This is a genomic window from Ponticaulis profundi (genome assembly GCF_042659465.1).
Lineage (GTDB): Bacteria > Pseudomonadota > Alphaproteobacteria > Caulobacterales > Hyphomonadaceae > Ponticaulis > Ponticaulis profundi.
Map to the genome: position 1 here is coordinate 1 of NZ_JBHSSW010000066.1, position 17,819 is coordinate 17,819.

At 56.0% G+C, this 17,819-nt stretch carries 14 protein-coding genes; 8 read left to right on the forward strand and 6 right to left on the reverse strand.

The genetic code is table 11. The features are described from left to right. Window positions 1-358 precede the first annotated feature (358 nt). Entirely contained in the window at window positions 359-2,953 is a 2,595-nt protein-coding gene (locus ACFQDM_RS16010) for an AMP-binding protein (protein ID WP_377380744.1), read from the reverse strand. A gap of 284 nt (window positions 2,954-3,237) precedes the next feature. On the opposite strand from ACFQDM_RS16010, the gene ACFQDM_RS16015 reads away from it, so the two are divergent. The 6 genes from ACFQDM_RS16015 (at window position 3,238) to ACFQDM_RS16040 (ending at window position 10,792) form a co-directional block, all read left to right on the forward strand. Beyond that, window positions 3,238-4,077, forward strand: a complete 840-nt coding sequence (locus tag ACFQDM_RS16015; RefSeq protein WP_377380747.1) for a hypothetical protein — start codon at window positions 3,238-3,240, stop codon at window positions 4,075-4,077. 121 nt (window positions 4,078-4,198) lie between these two features. Then, entirely contained in the window at window positions 4,199-4,993 is a 795-nt protein-coding gene (locus tag ACFQDM_RS16020; RefSeq protein ID WP_377380750.1) for a hypothetical protein, read from the forward strand. A gap of 204 nt (window positions 4,994-5,197) precedes the next feature. Next, window positions 5,198-7,432 (forward strand): DNA topoisomerase IV subunit A, encoded by a 2,235-nt coding sequence (parC, locus tag ACFQDM_RS16025; RefSeq protein WP_377380752.1) that lies wholly within the window; start codon window positions 5,198-5,200, stop codon window positions 7,430-7,432. 459 nt (window positions 7,433-7,891) lie between these two features. Beyond that, window positions 7,892-8,635: a hypothetical protein gene (locus ACFQDM_RS16030; protein ID WP_377380755.1), complete on the forward strand. Its 744-nt coding sequence runs from the start codon at window positions 7,892-7,894 to the stop codon at window positions 8,633-8,635. Next, window positions 8,628-9,632 (forward strand): hypothetical protein, encoded by a 1,005-nt coding sequence (locus ACFQDM_RS16035; protein WP_377380758.1) that lies wholly within the window; start codon window positions 8,628-8,630, stop codon window positions 9,630-9,632. Before ACFQDM_RS16030 ends, ACFQDM_RS16035 begins: the two co-directional genes overlap by 8 nt. Next, window positions 9,629-10,792 carry a hypothetical protein gene (locus tag ACFQDM_RS16040; protein ID WP_377380761.1) on the forward strand — a complete coding sequence of 388 codons (1,164 nt, stop codon included), beginning with the start codon at window positions 9,629-9,631 and terminating at the stop codon, window positions 10,790-10,792. The genes ACFQDM_RS16035 and ACFQDM_RS16040 overlap by 4 nt, the downstream gene beginning before the upstream one ends. A 63-nt stretch (window positions 10,793-10,855) precedes the next feature. Here the strand turns inward: ACFQDM_RS16040 and ACFQDM_RS16045 are convergent, their stop codons facing one another. Further along, window positions 10,856-11,095: a hypothetical protein gene (locus ACFQDM_RS16045; protein ID WP_377380764.1), complete on the reverse strand. Its 240-nt coding sequence runs from the start codon at window positions 11,093-11,095 to the stop codon at window positions 10,856-10,858. A 204-nt stretch (window positions 11,096-11,299) separates the two neighbouring features. Between ACFQDM_RS16045 and ACFQDM_RS16050 the strand changes: the two genes are divergently transcribed. Next, window positions 11,300-11,446 (forward strand): hypothetical protein, encoded by a 147-nt coding sequence (locus tag ACFQDM_RS16050; RefSeq protein WP_377380766.1) that lies wholly within the window; start codon window positions 11,300-11,302, stop codon window positions 11,444-11,446. Window positions 11,447-11,700: 254 nt separating this feature from the next. Beyond that, window positions 11,701-14,898, forward strand: coding sequence for a hypothetical protein (locus ACFQDM_RS16055; RefSeq protein ID WP_377380769.1), 3,198 nt, complete (start codon window positions 11,701-11,703; stop codon window positions 14,896-14,898). A gap of 20 nt (window positions 14,899-14,918) precedes the next feature. Here ACFQDM_RS16055 and ACFQDM_RS16060 read toward each other — a convergent pair whose 3' ends face one another. From ACFQDM_RS16060 to ACFQDM_RS16075, 4 genes are all read right to left on the reverse strand, one after another. Then, on the reverse strand, window positions 14,919-15,065 hold the full coding sequence (locus tag ACFQDM_RS16060; RefSeq protein ID WP_377380772.1) for a hypothetical protein: 147 nt from the start codon (window positions 15,063-15,065) through the stop codon (window positions 14,919-14,921). A 38-nt stretch (window positions 15,066-15,103) separates the two neighbouring features. Continuing rightward, the gene (locus ACFQDM_RS16065; protein WP_377380774.1) at window positions 15,104-15,967 is read right to left on the reverse strand and encodes a hypothetical protein; all 864 of its coding nucleotides are present in this window, start codon (window positions 15,965-15,967) and stop codon (window positions 15,104-15,106) included. A 69-nt stretch (window positions 15,968-16,036) separates the two neighbouring features. Beyond that, window positions 16,037-16,885, reverse strand: a complete 849-nt coding sequence (locus ACFQDM_RS16070; protein ID WP_377380777.1) for an FAD:protein FMN transferase — start codon at window positions 16,883-16,885, stop codon at window positions 16,037-16,039. A 92-nt stretch (window positions 16,886-16,977) separates the two neighbouring features. Then, a complete protein-coding gene (locus tag ACFQDM_RS16075) occupies window positions 16,978-17,790 on the reverse strand; it encodes a DUF4198 domain-containing protein (protein WP_377380779.1) in 813 nt (270 codons plus the stop codon). Window positions 17,791-17,819: the final 29 nt, after the last annotated feature.

Sequence of the window (17,819 nt, forward strand, 5' to 3'; positions counted from 1 at the left end):
CGTTTGGAATGGCAGCGAATGCTGCCGGCGTTACAATTATTTGCGACGCTAAAAGCGCCCCAGCAAGGTATTTCGTCAACATCACAAACTCCCGTTCTGGAATTCGAATGAGGACTAGCAATTTCCGGTTAAGATTGCGGTCAATCGAGACGGAGAAATACCATGCGCGCGTTAACCCAATGTACAGGCCGCTCACAATGTACAAGTGATCAGGTGGCGAACCGGATCGGCGCGGAGGTTTCTGATCTTGTGGTCAAATAAATCACCAGCTCTGTATTCAAGTGGTGTTCAGCGAAATGTCGGTAATTGCACCCATCAGTCATGCTAAGTTAAGCATGAGTAGCAGGTTCTGGATGTCTTACTCCGCCGCCTCGGTGGATTTGCGAAGGCGCAGGCGGAACATCAGCCCATCAAGTTCTGGCATGAGGCGCCGCGACACCCATTTCAACAGCGCGTTCTGAGCGACATAAGCTGCGATACCACAGGCAATGCCGAACACAATTGATACCGTGACGAAGAAAGGCTGCGACCAGGTCGAGCCCAGCCATTCGGGAAAGTGTTCGGGCACGATGCGGTGGAACAGATAGATGTGATAGGTGGAGGACGCGAAGGTCAGCAGCGGGGCGATCAGCCGCTTGCTCATCGCGACGGTCGGCACAAAGAGCAAAAGCGCCATGACCGGGAATTGCAGCATGAACTTGATCCAGCCACCAATCCAGTTGCCACCATAATATGCGCCAAGGGGCAGGAGCACGCAGGCGAGTGCAAAGATGACCAGACGCTGGTTCAGGCCGCGCGCCGTGGAGGCGGCCCAGCCCAGCGCGAACAGGAAGAAATTCCATGGCACGGTGAAAATCTGCCGATTGCCGAAATCCCAGTTCTGCGCCCAGCCAAAGCGCATGGCGACGCCAGCCGCGATGAGCGAAAGCGAAAAGGCAAAGGGCCGGTCGAGTGCAAAGCGGCGCACAGGCGGAATGAGGATCAGGCCAAACATGATGAGGATGAGCTGGGCGTAAATCTCTACGAACCAGTAGAGATAGGGCATCATGTCGTGATTGACGGGATCGGCGAAACCGAAATTCCCCATCAATAGGGCAGAGGCCCAAGGGAAATCCCCCCAGGCGAGGCCATAGCCGATCAGGATGATGGCATAAGGCAAGAGGACTTTGGGCAGGCCGGTCAGAAGCTTCCATGGCTGGCCGGGTTTCAGGGCTGACGTCGCCTGAAACCGGCCAAGGCTGAAGCCTGCCATGATGAGCATGGCAGCGGCGCCGCCCGGGATCGGCCAGAGGGTCGCGTGATGGATGACCACCAGCACAATGGCGGAAATGCGGATGAGAATGTCAGAGCCGATTTCGCTGCGGATGGGGCGCGGGCTGTTGCGGTCTGAGAGTTCGGCAACGGTGAGGGTTTCCCATTTGCGCGGCAGGCCGCCAAACACCTGTTCCAGGCGCAGGGACATCTGTACATGGCTGAGGGAATCCCCGCCGAGGGAGACAAAGCTGTCTGTGTCGTCAATGCGCGCGCCGGGGAAGGTTTCGCGGAAGATCGCGCGGATATCTGCGCTCTGAGCATCCTGTTCTTCGATGGCGCGCAGGTCTTCTAGGCGTTGGCGTGCAGCCGGATAGTCCGGCTTGCCGGTCGGCAGGCGCGGCAAAGCGGGCACATAATCCACGCGAAGCACCATTTTCGGCAGACCGGAAAGCTGTGCGGTGCGCGAGAGAATGTAATCGGTCGACCATGTGGTCGCGTGCAGGATGAGCAGGGATTTGTCATCGCCGGTGACAAGCGCGTCTATGCCATCGCGCGAGAGCGCCTGTTCAATGGCATCATGACTGATCCGGTTGCCGGAGATTTTCGACATGCGCTTCAACCGGCCCACAATGCGGAAAAAGCCGTTAGCTGTGCGCTCTGCCAGATCACCGGTGTGGAGCCAGTCAATCTCCGGCCCGCGCGACAGGTCTTCCAGCGCGCTGGCATAGCCCATCATGACATTCGGGCCGCGATAGATGAGCTCGCCCGGTTTGCCGGTGTCGTTAAAGGGCTGGCCTTGCTCGTCGAGCAGGGATAGCTCGCCGCCGGGAATGGCGCGGCCAATCGTATCCATGTGCTTCGTCAGCTCGGATGGCGGCAGATAGGCGATGCGGGCCGTGGCCTCGGTCTGGCCATACATGAGGAAGAGCTCGCCCTGACGCTTGTTCAGATGCGTGTGATAGGTGGTGGCGAGGTCGGGAGGCATTTTGCCACCGGCAACGGTCATGAAGCGGAGCGGGCGGGTCTGGCGGGCGCGGAAGTCTGACTTTTCGAGCAGGCGATAGGTGTGCGGCACGCCGGAAAGGTTTGTGCAGCCCTGCGCTTCGATGGCGGGCAGGAAGTCGTCTGAAATCACCGAGGATGGGGCGATATAGACGCTCGCGCCTGCGATGAGGTGTGAATGGAGCACCGACAGGCCATAGCAGTATTGCAGGGGCAGGATATGCGCGCTGCGGTCTTGCGGTGTCAGCTGCAGATAGTCGGCAATGGCGCGGGCATTCGCGACCAGGTTTTCGCGCGACAGGCGGACGAATTTGGAATCGCCCGTGCTGCCCGATGTTGAGAGCAGCAGCGCCAGATCAGGATGCAGTTTCGGCCTGGCAGTGATGGGCTGAAGCTCCCAGCCCTGACCATCGAACACGCCATCGGGCGCGAAATCGCGAATGAAGCCGGACAGGGCACGCATATCGTCTGGCGCGAGCATGGCAACGGCATGGCCCGCTGACAGCGCGCCGAGATACGCGACCAACGTTTCGAGATTGCGGTGTGCCTCGATCACCAGAAGGCGGCGTTCTGCGCCGAGAAGCGTCGCCGTTTCCGCAATCTGTGCGGCGAGGTCGTGATATGTGATGACATGGCCCGCAGGACCAATCAGTGCAGCAGAATGATCGGCTTGCCGATCTTCAACGCCAAACAACATGTAGCAAAAGCCCCGAAATAACGCCCCGTTCGCACGCTCGCCAGGCGCACGCTCCTCTATAGGAGTCGGGGTATTCTACAACGGGATTTTATAATCGTCGCTATGTGAACAGCAGTTGAATGGTGTTTCTTTTGCCAGCGATGAAAAAACTGCCTGTTTTGGCTGTCTTTTTTCCAGTTGTGGGAAGGTGGTGGGGTAGAGGTGGGCGGTGTGTCCTGAGAGAAGGGGCGCCTTTACCAAGGATTGAAAGGTGATATCATTACACCATGAATTCGTCGCGTCTTATGGTATTTTTCACGTTCGCTGCGCTGCTGATGAGCGCAGGGTGTACGCCCCAAGTGGATGAAGGTGAGCGGCGTGCGGCCGTCACGTCCGACGCGGGAGACCGATGTGCACGCTATGAGGCATTGGCGACATTGCTGGGCCGCGAGAACGCGCTCTTTCTGGGCGAGATGCATGGCCAGATACAAACGGCAGAGCTGATGGATTGTCTGATCAGGGACACCGTGTCAGCAGGCGAGCCGGTCGTGATATCGCTTGAAATGTCCGAGCGGGCTGACTTTCGTCTTCGGGCTCTTCCGAAGAGCGCGGGCGGCGCGACAACGGTCGCCAATCCTGAGCTTGTTTGCGAGCTGACGGCCTGGGCAGATCATCCGCTGGTCAGGTTTCATTTTCACAGTCCGGCCAAAGGGCGGATCAGCGAGAATGGGGCCTTTGATCAGACCTATGACGAACAGGGGCGGGCCAGGCGGATTCGCGAAATCCTCTCTCCGTCACATCGCACGCTGGTGCTTGGGGGCTGGCGTCACGCGAGAAACACATTCAGCACGCGGGAAAGTGGAGAGATTGATGGCTATGCCGGATATTATCTGCGGGATGCGCCGATAAGTCGGGTGAGATTGGTTGCTTCCGAAGGCGGCGTCATGCGCAACTGCGTTCTGGCGGGCGGATGCGGCCTGCATGAAGGGACGCCCATGGCGGTGCCAGAATTTGGCGTTCCGCTTACTCCGTCCCCTGAACCGGCCTTCGACCATTATTTTGATGTCGAACGCTTTACGCCATCCTCAGAAGCGAGAGCGCTGGCGCGTTGTCCGGAATATGAGGCCTGGCTGGGGGCGGACTGAATACATTTTCCACTGCACGGCGTGCGTTCAAATACGCTGCATGTCCGACTTTGAGTTTCTTACCGCTGTCATATCCGATTGGTAGAGCTTCAGTCAGGTGAGGAAACCGGAGTGGATGTCTATGCTGCGTCAGATGATTGTCGGACTGTCATGCTTTGTTCTGCCCTTTACGGCGGGCTGTTCAGAGGCGCTCGAGCCTGTGGCGCCGGTGAAGACCGAGATCCAGGTCGATGGCGAAAGCTGGGAATCGCTCGAAGGCTGGGTGCCGGACTCAAAGGACTGGGCACCAAAGCGCCTGATCCGGCGGACTGATGGCTATTCGACGGCTGTGATTGCGAATGTGAAGCGGCCGGAACTGGATGCGATCACCGATGCCAGCCGGTTTGAAGAGGCGCTCCGTTTTGCGCTGTCGCTGGAAGGCGTGCGCGACGTTCGCATGAATGAGCGCCTGGAGGTGACGGGCGACATCGCACAGGTGTTCCGGGATGTCATCGGAACGCCTAAAGGCCGGTTTTTCGCGTGGATCGCCAGCGGCACAGGCGATGCGGGCCGGATGAAGGCGGCTGGCCTGTCCTTTGTGACGTCTGAAGATGGTGATCCGGGCACCTCCATGGAGTTTTTCCTCGCCAGCGAGGCCGAGTATGAACATCTTGGCGGGGTGATCGTGCCGCTGGCGCATCTGCTGGATGTGACATTCTCTGATCCGAACCCGCCTGCCGCCAATGTCCTGGCGTTTGGCCGTCAGAGCGATGAGGAGGCGGCGGAACGTCTCAGAGCGCATTTCGAGCAGTTCATGATCGAGACGGCCATGATCCGGGCGCAGGCTGGCATGTTGCAGCAAAACACGCTGTCCATTCTGCAGGGACTGAATCAGGTTGAGCCCTATGGTCTGCAGGACCCGATGTGGGATTTCTGAGGTCTGAGCCGGGCGCTTTGCTGTGGTTCGTAAATCGCTTCGATAATATGGAATGCATTCCGGGCGGTTTCTCCCCATGATTCCCGGCCTTACCCCCGCGACATGGGCGGCGACTCGTATAAACTGAGACGTCAATCGTATTGTGCGCATTTTCGGGTGGATAACCGGTGGGGACCGGACTGAAGCTGCGCCCCAGGAGTTTGCATGGCTGATCTGATCGACGACGGTGAAGAAAACATCATCGACGAACCGCTAAGCGAGGCGCTGTCCAAGCGCTATCTCGCCTATGCGCTGTCCACCATTACATCCCGCGCGCTGCCAGATGTGCGCGACGGTCTGAAGCCGGTGCAGCGCCGCATTCTGTATGCGATGCGCGAGCTGAAGCTGAACCCGGATGCGAGCTATCGCAAATGCGCGAAAATCGTCGGTGAGGTGATGGGTAACTATCACCCGCATGGTGATAGCGCGATTTATGACACGCTGGTGCGTCTGGCGCAGAGTTTCTCGGTCCGCTACCCGCTGGTCGATGGTCAGGGCAATTTCGGCAATATCGATGGCGATAGCGCCGCGGCCATGCGTTACACGGAAAGCCGGATGACGGCAGCGGCCAAGCTGCTGCTCGATGGTCTGGACGAAGACGCGGTCGACTTCCGCGATACCTATGACGAACAGGATTCCGAACCTGTCGTCCTGCCAGCGGCCTATCCGAACCTCCTGGCGAATGGCGCGACCGGTATCGCCGTCGGCATGGCAACCAGCATCCCGCCCCACAATGCGGCGGAGCTGATTGATGCCTGCCTGATGCTGATTGAGCGCAAATCCACAACGACCGAAGAGCTGCTGGAAGTGATGCCGGGACCGGATTTCCCGACCGGCGGTACGCTGGTCGAGGACAAGGCCAATATTCTGGAAGCCTATGAGACCGGACGGGGTGGTTTCCGCGTCCGCGCCAAATGGGAGAAGGAAGATCTTGGCCGTGGCACTTGGCAGATCGTTGTCACGGAAATTCCGTTCCAGGTTCAGAAGGGCAAGCTGATCGAGCGGCTGGCTGAACTGATCGACGGCAAGAAAGTGCCTCTGCTGGGCGATGTGCGCGATGAAAGCGCCGAGGACATTCGTCTGGTGCTGGAGCCGAAATCGAAAACGGTCGATCCGGACATGCTGATGGAAAGCCTGTTTAAGCTGTCCGATCTGGAAAACCGCTTCTCCATGAACCTCAACGTTCTGGATCGCGGCGCGCCGAAGGTGATGGGGCTGAAAGATGTGCTGCTGGCCTATCTGGCGCACCGCCGTGAAGTGATCACGCGTCAGGCGCAGTTCCGCCTCGACAAGGCTGAAGCGCGTCTGGAAGTTCTGGCAGGCTATCTGATCGCGTTCCTGAACCTTGATGAGGTGATCCGCATTATCCGCGAGGAGGATCATCCCAAAGCCGAGCTGATCAAGACATTCGACCTGACGGAAAATCAGGCCGAAGCCATTCTGAACATGCGTTTGCGTTCTCTGCGCAAGCTCGAAGAGTTCGAGATCCGCAAGGAGCATGAAGAACTGGAGAAAGTCCGCGACAGCCTTCAGGCTCTGATCGCGAGCGAGCGTCGCCAGTGGACAGAAGTCGCGAAGGGCCTGAAAGAGGCGCGCAAGGTGTTCGACCCGGAAACTGACCTGGGGCGCCGCCGGTCTGTCTTTGGTGAGGCGCCGATCCATGATGGTGATATGGTCGCCGAAGCGCTGATCGTGCGTGAGCCAATCACGGTGGTCCTGTCTGAGCAGGGCTGGATCCGCGCGCTGAAAGGCCATTCGAACGATCTGGACAAGGTGAAGTTCAAGGATGGCGACGCGCTGCATCTCTATTGCAAGCTGGAAACCACCGACAAGCTGATCCTGATGTCGAGCGATGGTCGGGCCTTTACGCTGGGCGCTGACAAGTTGCCGGGCGGGCGCGGGCAGGGTGAGCCGATCCGGCTCCAGATCGATCTGGAGCAGGAAAAAGCCATCATCGACATGTTCAAATACACGGCCGATCAGAAACGCTTCATGGCGTCGACGGCGGGCTATGGCTTTATCTGTCCGGAAGCGGAACTGCTCTCGGCACGTAAAGCCGGCAAGCAGGTTGTGAACTGTCCGGGCGACAGCGTGCTTCTGTGTTGCAAGCCAGCGGAAGGCGATATGGCCGCCGTGATTGGTGAGAACCGCAAGCTGTTGATCTATGAAGCAAGCGAATTGCCGGAAATGCCGCGCGGCAAGGGCGTGAAGCTGCAATCCTACAAAGATGGCGGACTGGCTGATGCCAAGCTCTTCAATGGCGAGGATGGGTTCTCGGTGACGGATGGTTCCGGGCGTCAGCGCACCTTCCCGGACTGGCGCGACTGGGTTGGTCGACGCGCGGGCGCGGGCCGCATGGCACCTCGCGGCTTCCCACGTAACGGAACTTTTGAAGGGTAGCCGGTGCGTAGCTATTCGGAGCTGACGCTCCGGCTGCTGCGCCTGCGTAATTTCTATTTGCTCTAGCGAGACGAATGTCTCCGCACAGAGCGCGCTCAAGACTGTACTCGGGGGCAAGAGATCTGGGGCAATCGGGTGTAAGTGGGCGGAGCGTGCTCAGGGCTGTAATTCTGATATTGAATTGCAGCTTGTCTCAAGCCAGATGTTGCAGAATGTCGGTGCATCCCAATTTGGGAGGCGCACGATTTGCATGGGGGCTTTTCGTAAACGCGTTGATATTCGCTTAGTATACTGGGGCATCAGTTGAATGAGCGAAACGACGCTGCGTAAAGTTCTGAAAATCGACCGCTTTTGATTTGAAAAAGCGCAAAATTCTGCAACGGTAAAGCGCTCAGCTTGTGGATAGATTGACGCCATGATGTGCAAGCCAGAATTCGGGCATTGAGAACGGAGGTTCGATTGGTCAGAATCGAAATGAAATGGAGCTTGCTCAACTGCGGGCGCTTGTTTCCAGCGGCCATAATGTCGTTATCCTTCGGTGTGCCGCCGGCCTCTTCTCAGAGTGAAGTGATCGCCATTGATAACTTTGAGGAACATCTCAGCGACTTTGTTCCTATGTCTGGACATTTATTCGTCGGCCTGGGGCTTGTTATGGCCTCGGAAATGAGCGGAAGCTTTCAGATTTCCGATCTTCAGTTGCGGTCTGCGGCTTCTGGTCAACCGAGTTGTCTTCTGCTTACGTCACGTGATGGGCGCTATGTGGCCTCGGGTAGCGTGCCTTCATCCGCGACACATTACGCCCCTGTGAAGCCTCCGTCAGAGCGAGGGTGGTCCTACCAAGAGCCACTTAAAGAATATGATCGAGACGACATCGCAGGCATGGTTTTTGATGCTGAAAGCTGTTCACTCGCTTCGGCTAAGACGGCCATTCCGATAAAGCTTTCGACAGAACCGGACACGCTTATCGTGCAAGTTAATTCGCAGCGTGCGACAAACGTTCAGTCGAAAGCGGTACGCCCCGACAGCTCGACTGTTGATGGTGAGTGTTCCAAAAAGTCGGAAGGGTCTAGTAGGGCATTTGATACGGTTTGTCGGTTCGATCTCGGCAAAGTGGGAGTCGGGAACCTCGAAGTTTTCATTCGCCGAGTTCCGCGTTCCGGTCCTCCTCGAGTTGATCAGATTGGAGTGAGTGTCGGTGGCTAAATCCAAAGCGAAACGCAATTTGGCTTGGCTTCATCCCGGTCGCCGATTGTCCGCCATTCGGCGAAATAAATTCGCATTGATGCTTATCGCCGTGGTCTTACTTGTGATGTTCGGTTTGCCAAGCCCTCGCACTTTTGTGGCGCTTGAGGCGCAAACTGAGTCTCTGTCCTACCAACCTATCTCGACAGCAACATCATCATTCATTTTACCAGGAGCAGCCGTTTGGATCGATGAAGTGGATGCAGACTGGACAACAACAACCGAGCCCGAATGTGTTCCTGAGCGCGTATTGATTACACCGTTCAGTGGAGCGCGGGTGGCGCTATATCAGACAGGAGATGTACTAAAAATTGTTGTTACAGGTGGTGCTAGCTTCGTCACCGAAACAGATGAGATGGAAATCTCGACGACTTCGCCCGTACATTTCACGGTTGATACGAGCAGTTGTTCTGTTTCTGAAACACTAAAATTCCCTATTCATGGCGCGCTCAACGTGGGGGATGACGTTCAGTCGGCGTCGTCTTTCGATTATCATCCGCAGACATTGCGCGGTGGCGAGCTGACCGTTTATGGGCGTGCTATTGAAAAAATATGGTTCTTGCCCCTGCGATTTGAGCCGTTTCAGCCCGGTGCGCTATATCTGGTCGACAAGTTCGAACTTCCCCCCAATTCTCAAATTCTTGTGCCGTCTGATCAAACAAAACAGAAAAGGACGAGCACCGACTGGTGGGGGTATGCTGAGTGGTCCAGCGCGTCATCCACTTTATCCGTCGGCGCAGCTTCAAATACCGAGAGTATACAAATCTCGAATCCAGCTCTCGACTTTTCTAAAGGTGATGCAGAGTCGACAAGTGACACGTTGTCACTGACGTTAGTTGCAAGGTTAATTGGTGATCCGAACCTCCGTTACATCTACGGAATTATTTTGGTTCTGCTGGCGTTTAGTCAGTTCTTCAGTTCGCAACCGTCAAAGCCGGAGAAGGAGTCCGAGAGATGACACGTTCCTGGTCGAAGAGCCTGTTCGTTCTGGCGATGTCGGCGCTTTCATTGTGTGCTCACGCTCAGATGTCTCCGCGATTTGTGGAAACCCCCGGAGGTGAAGGGCAAGGCATTCTGATACGATCATATCGTGATCTGGACGCGGCCGCGATCTGGTGGGATATGCTCGTAACTGCCAACCATCTGCAGTCTGGCCCAACCATGACTACGACGACAGTGGGTGGTGAACGAGAGATCTATGATTTAGCTGCTCAGCTTCCGGATGTGGATATTGCAGTGGCGACGAAAATTTATGGCCACGTCAATTCGCTGCGGCCAAGGTTCAATGCGCTTACATCGACTGAATATGTGCCCGTGTCAGATCTGAGCAAAATGATCGGTAACAAAATCTACGGTCTGCGCGTGAGCAGCAGCGCCGGAGGGGTGGAGAGTGTCGCGCTGACGGTAAAACAGGTTGCAAACGACACGATCATTGCGTCGCCAGTATCTTCTGAACAGTCATTCGTGCAAAGTGATAGTGGTATGTCGATATGGCAAATGTCGGTTAGCTTAGACCGCTATGGGGAAGTTCCGTCGACGAACCGTTTAATAGGGTTTGTTAGTGGAGCGGAAACCGGCGGCATCCGCATTATACCAGCAGAAACGATATCCGATCGGATGTACGACACTCTCATACCGGTGTCTCCGGAACTCATGTCAAATGTGAATGTCAGCGGTTTTAGTCTGATCAAGGGTGGCGGAACCGGTACTCGCGGTCAGCTAACAAACGACAGCTTGCAGGATTTGAGTGGTAGAGGCAGCAACAGGTTCTTCAATCCCCATGATGGAGTGTATTTCACGATTGAAACAGATCTTGGCGATCTCGACCGAGTGATTGAAGGCTTCCAGTACAAAGGAAAAATCGGTTATCCGAACAATATCGTCTACCTCAATCAGTTTCGTCCTGGAGATGGCGGAGCGTGGAACAAGGTATCTGCATCTTGTTCGGGGTCTGAAATCATGGATTGGTCTGAAATTATCTGCCGTTTCAACCGGCCTGTGATCGCGAGGGGGCTTCGTGTCCAGTTTAACGCCGCAGCGTCCCGGATCGATAATTTCCGGATTCTAGAACAACAGCGTGTGAGATCTGTCGCACCTAATCCCTTCGATGTCGACTAGTTTGTCAGTATATCAAAACCTTAGTTCCGGAGTGGAGCGAAAAGATTTTGTATACGTCTTTACTCACTTATACACACCCTTGTAGAGATTGATGCAATACTCGGTATCGGTCTTATCAGCAGGATGCCGTTTTGGGCGACCAGCCTGTACAATTTCAAAAGCCCCTTTGAGAACGCTGTCGCGACCTGTAGACGGATCTCGCTCATAGATGGCGACTTCTTTGCGGAAGTTGTCGTCTTTTAAACCAAACGGGGCCGTCCATAAGATACCTGTCCAATTTCCGTATCTTGCCGTCGGTGTCACTGAATAATGCCTTACCATCAAGATTGTGGAGATGTGATGTCTCTGCCTGAGCTGGAAGGGCTGCCAGAAGCGCTGTCGCAATGAATGCGGCGAAGATGATCTGAAATAATCGCATAGGTAATTCGTTCTGAAAGAGTTGGAACTTCAATCGGGGATATATCTACGAGAGGATTGCGAGTCTGATCTAGTCGAAATACGCCTTTAGTGCCTCGGAATGCCGGGGTGGGGGGCTGCGTTCTGAAACAGGGCGGGTATGGCAAGCGCGAGGGCGTCATCGCCTGCTGCATAAAGGGCGGTCGCCTTGGCTCCGCCAGCATGACGCTGGATGCAAACACGCTGATACTGGTCTGAATGCGGTGATGGGTTGGTCGACGCGCGGGCGCAGGCCGCATGGCACCTCGCGGCTTCCCACGTAACGGGACTTTTGAGGGGTAAGTGCGCAAACCTGAGGTTTTGTTGACCATGTAAAAAAGGCTGCCGCTTCAGGCAGCCTTTCGCTTTTCTGCAGGCAATGAACCTTCGTCCGAAAAGTCCCATCGCAGTCATGAACTTGCATCCATAGACCTATCAAATTAGGCTTTTTGCAAATGCTGATGGGGGGCAGTATGGCATTTCTGAACAGAGTCACGATTGGGGCGGGCATTGCGGGCTTCTTTGCCTTTTGTGCAAATGTTGCGCTCGCGCAAGTCGAACCCCCGCTCCATCAGGCCATTCTGGATGGTGATGAGGATGCGATCTGGGAACATCTGGATGATCCGGATATCCCCGGAGTTTCACCACAGGGTATCCGGCCATTGCTCCGACTGCTGACCCCTGAGGCAGATGAGGTGCTGGACACGCGGTCGTATGTCGATCTGTTGGAAAAGCTATTGGGGCCGGATGGAGCGGACCTGAGTCTGCCCGGCTATGTGGGCTATGAAGGCGCTCTTTATGCCTTTGCTCCGCTCATTGTGATCGATCCTGTTCTCACAGAGTTATCGAATGAAGCGCTTGATGCGTTGGACGCGGGCGCAGACTGGGAGATGCCGTACTACCCGGTGTCTCGGGCATTCGATCCGTATTGGTATTCTGACGATTTCATCGAATGCACGCCAATGGGCTTTGCCTTATTGGGGGCCATGGTCACCGATGAAGGGTCTTCAGCGCAGTATGAAGCGACGAATAAGTTATTTTACGGCTTTCTGTATTTTGACGAGGAAACGCTTCAGTTGGATGAGGTGTGTCGTTTTCTGAAGGCCCCGGACGGCGTCGACATCGCGGAGAGCAAGATTTCCGTTCATGACTGGCTCGCCTATGCTGGCGGGATTTATGGAAATGAAATCGGGCTTGAGAGCGCGAAAGCCGCGCTGATGGATCAGGGGCTGTATGACGAAGCAGACTATGAGGCGTCATTCGCAAAATTTGCACCGCTGGCTGACAGCCTGGAGGATAAGCGGCAGTTACGGTTGGCTCAGCAGACCATTGCGGGTCCGCCTCAAACCCAAAAACAACAGGTTGCATCTGCGCCGCCGGTGACGGCGGTTTCGTCGGGTCGCGGACCGACGATCGACCCATCGATTTTACAGCCTTTTCGAAATACCATTGGGCGTGACTTTACGATCGAACTGAAACCGACGCTCAGGCCGGATTCAAAGGAACCGGCAATTCACAAGGCGATCATGCGCGGCGATCTGAAGGCCTTCAGGCGCGCGCTGGATGATCCGGAAGCAGAGGGTTATTCGCCGCGCGGTTTGCCGCCAATGGCGCGTCTGACAATGAAGGATGTTCAGGAGAGCGTGCCAGCCGATGTCAGAATGCAGATGATCCGGGAATTATCTGAAGCAGGTGGTGGGCCAACCGGGCTCCCAAGTGCTTACCTGAACGGCCCACCTGAACTGGTTCGGGAACTGCTCACGGAAATGGTCGAGCACATGCCGGAGAGTGACACCCCTGACCGGCTACGAACAACGTCCATCAATAGCCTTTTTCCTGTGGTCGGCGATTTCTCGAGTTCGGCGACATATGGGCAGCCGCTTTTCGATTCCTGGGAAAGCATAGTGAGCTGCTCTCCGGCAGGCATGATTTCCTGGAGCGTTGCTTCCAGGGAGTTCGGTACGCCCGCCTCTCGGGAGAGCCTGGAAAACCTGATGGCGCTTCTGGAGATCGTGCCGACAGATATTCTGCGCAATCAGCCCGCGTGCCGGTTTAACGACGGCAAAGTGAGAAGCATGAGATTCCGCGATCTTTCGATGTTCGAGCTCATGCTTCTGATCGGCGTGCTTTCCGAGAGCGAACAAAACGCTCAGGCGGGGATCAACATTCTTCAGGCGGCGGGCCTGTGGAGCGAGGAGGCGCAGACCCATGCTGAATCCTGGATCAATACCGTTCTGGGAGAAATCAGAGGGCAGCGCCAGTACGCTTATGACAAGCAACAGCTAAAGAAACAGCTGGCATCTCTTCCCATTGATCGCCGGGAGCCAGCCATCCACAAGGCCTTGCTGCGAGGTGACTATGATGGCGTCATGGCCAATCTCTCTCAGGCGAATTCGCCCGGGGTGAGCCCTAAAGGTATTCGCCCGTATTTGCGTCTGAATACCCCGCGCGTTCAAAACCAATTCAGCGCAAAACAGCAAATGCTATTGAGCAACGAGTTGGCGAAGCGCATCGACGTCACGGACTTCGACAATTATCAGGTGCTTGTTCACGCGGCTGCATACGGCCCTCATGACCAGTTTAGGATCTTTCTGGATGCCATTCATGCCGGGCGCTCGAGTGTCGGCAAGCCGCGAATCTCACGCGATCAATTGAACCTGACGTCAGTCCAACGTGGACAGAGCGAATATGCTCAGTTTGGATCCACGCACGACACATGCCCGGTGCTGATGCATGTCTGGTATTCCTATATCAGCGCGCCGAACGCTTCGACCCAGCTCGAAGAGGCGAAATCGAAACTGATCTTCCTTCTGGCCGGTATTCGCAGTTGGCTGGATGACGGCCCGGATCTCGATAGTCCGATACTTGGCGACCCGGAACAGTCCTGTATTTTTTATCAGCTAAAGCCGAACCCGATGGCACCGGGTGGCATAGAGCGCCGCGTCAGAAGCCGACCCAATCTTTATACGGAACTTGAAAAAGCGTTGAAAATGCCAGCGCAGAAAGCGCGCGCGGAGTGGGTGATCGATAAGCTGATTGAATATGGTCGTTTCAAACCTGAGGCTTTGGCCTATTGGGCGGATATTGACGCGCAGCGGCAACGAAATCTGGCAGCAAGAAACCGGAAAGAGGCCGAGACCCTCGCCGCGACACGTGCTTATGAGCGGCAGATGGACCAGCAATCGCTTTCCGCCGGTATTGCCGGAGGGCTGGCTGCCATTGATCGCGATCTCAGAAATACACCGGAGGCACAACGAGCGGAGCTGGAGCGTCGTGCTGGCGAGACAGCCGAGCGTCTGAGCCGTGAGAGCCTGATGGAAGGCGGCGATGGATCAATCGGGCCGGTTGTGATGATTGATGGCCGGCTCGAGCGGGTTGGCAGCTCAATGCCAACCGATCGTAGAGCTGCGGACGCTTCAGCGGGATCTGATCAGGGAGAGACCAAGGGAGGCAGCTCGCGTCAGATTCCGTATAAAAAAGTGGATTATACGCCGCCTTGCGAATGGAGCTGCCGAGGGCTTGATGAAACCGCCTGTAATGCCGCTATCGCGAAATATGAGGCGTGTTTGGAGGTCAAAAAGGTCGAATCCCGAAAGGCCTGGGAAAACCTGAGGGGTGAGCCTGTGGATCCTGACGCGCCATATACGCCCGGTGGCGCGATTGAAAATTGAGCCGCTCAGTCTCGTCTGATCTAGTCGAAATACGCCTTTAGTGCCTCGGAATGGCGGGGCGGGTGGCCTGCGCTCTGAAACAGGGCGGGGATGGCATGCGCGTTGGCAAGTGGGAGGGCGTCATCGCCTGCTGCATAAAGGGCGGTCGCCCAGGCATCCGCCAGCATGACGCTGATACTGGTGTGAAGAAACCTATTGGAGCCCGCTAATCCGTTTTGAGCATCAGAATATTAGAAATGAAAAGTTCAAAGTGCCCATCAAAGAAAAGAAACTCTCCTCCATACGCATGCTCAAGTTCCGAGGCGCAAATCGGCTCTAACGTCGAAGGAACAAAGAAGTTCTGGAAGTTTACAATCACTTCGCCGCTTTCTCTGTCGATGAAATTCAGATGCGCGATGATAGCATCATCTTCAATAATGATATGTCGCTCGAAATAATATCCGGCAACCGGAACGTAGGTTTCACCGCTTGGCGACGACTCTATACTGAGTTTGAAAGCAAACTTCGTCTCGGCGTACAGATCGGAGAGCACTTTATCTATCGAGCCAATCAATTGGCCTGAGTATTCCGGATACGCGCTCTTCAGAATTTCACCGTATCTTGTCCCCTCAAACAGATTTTCCGGCACGGGCTCGTAATGCTTCGAAGGATGCATTTCAAGCCGAAGAAGAATGCGCTCGGCCCCGGTGTAGCACATGGAGAACCTGGTGATGTTACTTTTCGAAATACCTCGCTCTTCAAGTAAGTCGCACGCATTTGGAAGTTCCAAATATAATTCAGGCCGACTACCCCGCCCAACCCTCCTGACGAGCCAAAGAACATTTTCTCTGCTGAAGTTTAAATAATCGAATGTTTCATCGCCCGCCTGTTCGCTGTGGTGCATTAACTCAGCAAGAACGACCGGGCGGTTGAACAGGTACATGCTCAATTTCCGCATCTTGCCGTCGATGTCACTGACTAATGCCTTACAATCGAGATTGCGGAGATATGGTGTCTCTGCCTGAGCTGGAAGGGCTGCCAGAGGCGCTGTCGCGATGAATGCGGCGAAGATGATCTGAAATAATCGCATAGGTAATTCGTTCTGAAAGTGTTGGAACTTCAATCGGGGATATATCTACGCGAGGATTGCGAGTCTGATCTAGTCGAAATACGCTTTTAGCGCCTCGGAATGCCGGGGGGGCTGGCCTGCGCTCTGAAACAGGGCGGGGATGTCATGCGCGTTGGCAAGTGGGAGGGCGTCATCGCCTGCTGCATAAAGGGCGGTCGCCCAGGCATCCGCCAGCATGACGCTGGATGCAAACACGCTGATACTGGTGTGAATGCGGTCATGGGTTGGCGCGCCGATGATGTGTGAGCGGCCCTGCCTCGACTTATAGAGATTGCCGCTCGTTGCAATGGCGATCCCGCAGGCGGCGACGCGCCAGGCCGGGCGGTCCAGATCAGGGCTTTGCAGATCAATCCACCAGGGCTGGCCATCTGCGCGAATGCCGTGGCCGTAAAATTCACCGCCAATCTCGACAAGGAAGGACGGGACGTTCAGCGCCAAGAGGGCGCGCGCCATTTCGTCGACGCCATAGCCCTTGGCAATGGCAGAGAGATCAAGCTCCAGACCGCCTGGCTGGCGGATCTGGCCATCAGGACGTGTGATGGGATCGCCTGTCCAGCTCTGCCGCGCCGTGAAGGCGCTCAAGCCTGTATCTGTGGGGCCAAACCCACGCGCGCGTGTCTCCGCGCCATGCGCTGGATTGAATGCGCCATGTGTCAGGTCAGCAATCCGGACGGCTTCGCTCCAGACGGTTTGAAAGGCGGCGTCCGGCGTAAAGCACGTGCCAGCAGGGGCAGCGTTGAAGCGGCTGATGAAGGAGCCGGCGTCCCATGTGCTGAACACATCAATGACAGCGTGGTGCGAACCTGTGATCGCGTCATGCAGGTCGGCTTTTGTGATGCCATCAGGCACCAGAGCGCGGGCAGACCATGTCGTTCCCATGGTCTCACCCGAAAGATCCATCAGCCGGTCTGTGCGGGGCAGGGCTAGACTGCTTTGCGACAGACCGGGTGGAATGAGAACCTCAATCAGGCTCAGAAGGACAGGGCCTCGAATGTGATGACATAGCCGCTGCGCGCGCCAATTTCCTTGCCATCAACCATGGTGGTGCCCTGAGTGCCGGTTTCGAGCCAGTAGCGACCGGATTCCTCCAGTGTGAAGGTGATCTGACCGTCAGCGTCTGTGGTCAGCTCCAGCGTGCCCTGTTCGTCGCGATAGCGGTCATGACCTTTCACGATCTCGACTTCCATGCCTTCGATCGGTGCGCCATCCAGCGTGAAGCCGAAGGTGATCTCTTCGCCGGTATAGACATCGTTCGGGTGCGTGACCGGTGTGAATTCGAGGCCTTCACCTGTGGTCGCGAACACGTCATCGGTTGGTGCGCCAAGCGTGACGAAGGTCGCTGTCTGGCGAGACATTTTGGTCAGCTCAACGCCGTCCTTGTCCAGAACGCCTTCTTCCTTGAAGCCTTCATAGGTGCCGCGGGCACGGCGACGCTCGCCATCTTCTTCCCAGCTTGCGAAGAAGGAATTGCCGCCATTACCGATTTTGTACGTGCCCTGCTGATCGAGTGTCACATCGAAGGTCGAACGGATCTTGCCGGTCCAGCCATTCTCAACGCCGGTGACTGTGCCATCCGGGGCGGTGATTTTCATGTCATCAAGACGCATGGCGACGTGGTTCGGGAAGAACAGGTCGTTTGAAATGGCACCATCAACGGTGATCAGCTGTTCGTCGCCGGAAAGCGTGAAAGTGGATGGCAGGATCCAGGCGCGGTGGGCGTGTGCCGGTGCAGACAGGGCGAGAGCGACGGCAACGCCAGCAGCGAGTTTGCGAAAATGAGTCATAAGATTGGCTCCGTTATAAAGGTCTGAAA

Excerpts from the sequence above, each read along its gene's own strand:
- ACFQDM_RS16010 (WP_377380744.1), bottom strand. The coding sequence starts at position 2,953 with ATGTTGTTTGGCGTTGAAGATCGGCAAGCCGATCATTCTGCTGCACTG.
- ACFQDM_RS16015 (WP_377380747.1), top strand. The coding sequence starts at position 3,238 with ATGGTATTTTTCACGTTCGCTGCGCTGCTGATGAGCGCAGGGTGTACG.
- ACFQDM_RS16020 (WP_377380750.1), top strand. The coding sequence starts at position 4,199 with ATGCTGCGTCAGATGATTGTCGGACTGTCATGCTTTGTTCTGCCCTTT.
- parC (WP_377380752.1), top strand. The coding sequence starts at position 5,198 with ATGGCTGATCTGATCGACGACGGTGAAGAAAACATCATCGACGAACCG.
- ACFQDM_RS16040 (WP_377380761.1), top strand. The coding sequence starts at position 9,629 with ATGACACGTTCCTGGTCGAAGAGCCTGTTCGTTCTGGCGATGTCGGCG.
- ACFQDM_RS16055 (WP_377380769.1), top strand. The coding sequence starts at position 11,701 with ATGGCATTTCTGAACAGAGTCACGATTGGGGCGGGCATTGCGGGCTTC.
- ACFQDM_RS16060 (WP_377380772.1), bottom strand. The coding sequence starts at position 15,065 with ATGCTGGCGGATGCCTGGGCGACCGCCCTTTATGCAGCAGGCGATGAC.
- ACFQDM_RS16065 (WP_377380774.1), bottom strand. The coding sequence starts at position 15,967 with ATGCGATTATTTCAGATCATCTTCGCCGCATTCATCGCGACAGCGCCT.
- ACFQDM_RS16070 (WP_377380777.1), bottom strand. The coding sequence starts at position 16,885 with ATGGGAACGACATGGTCTGCCCGCGCTCTGGTGCCTGATGGCATCACA.
- ACFQDM_RS16075 (WP_377380779.1), bottom strand. The coding sequence starts at position 17,790 with ATGACTCATTTTCGCAAACTCGCTGCTGGCGTTGCCGTCGCTCTCGCC.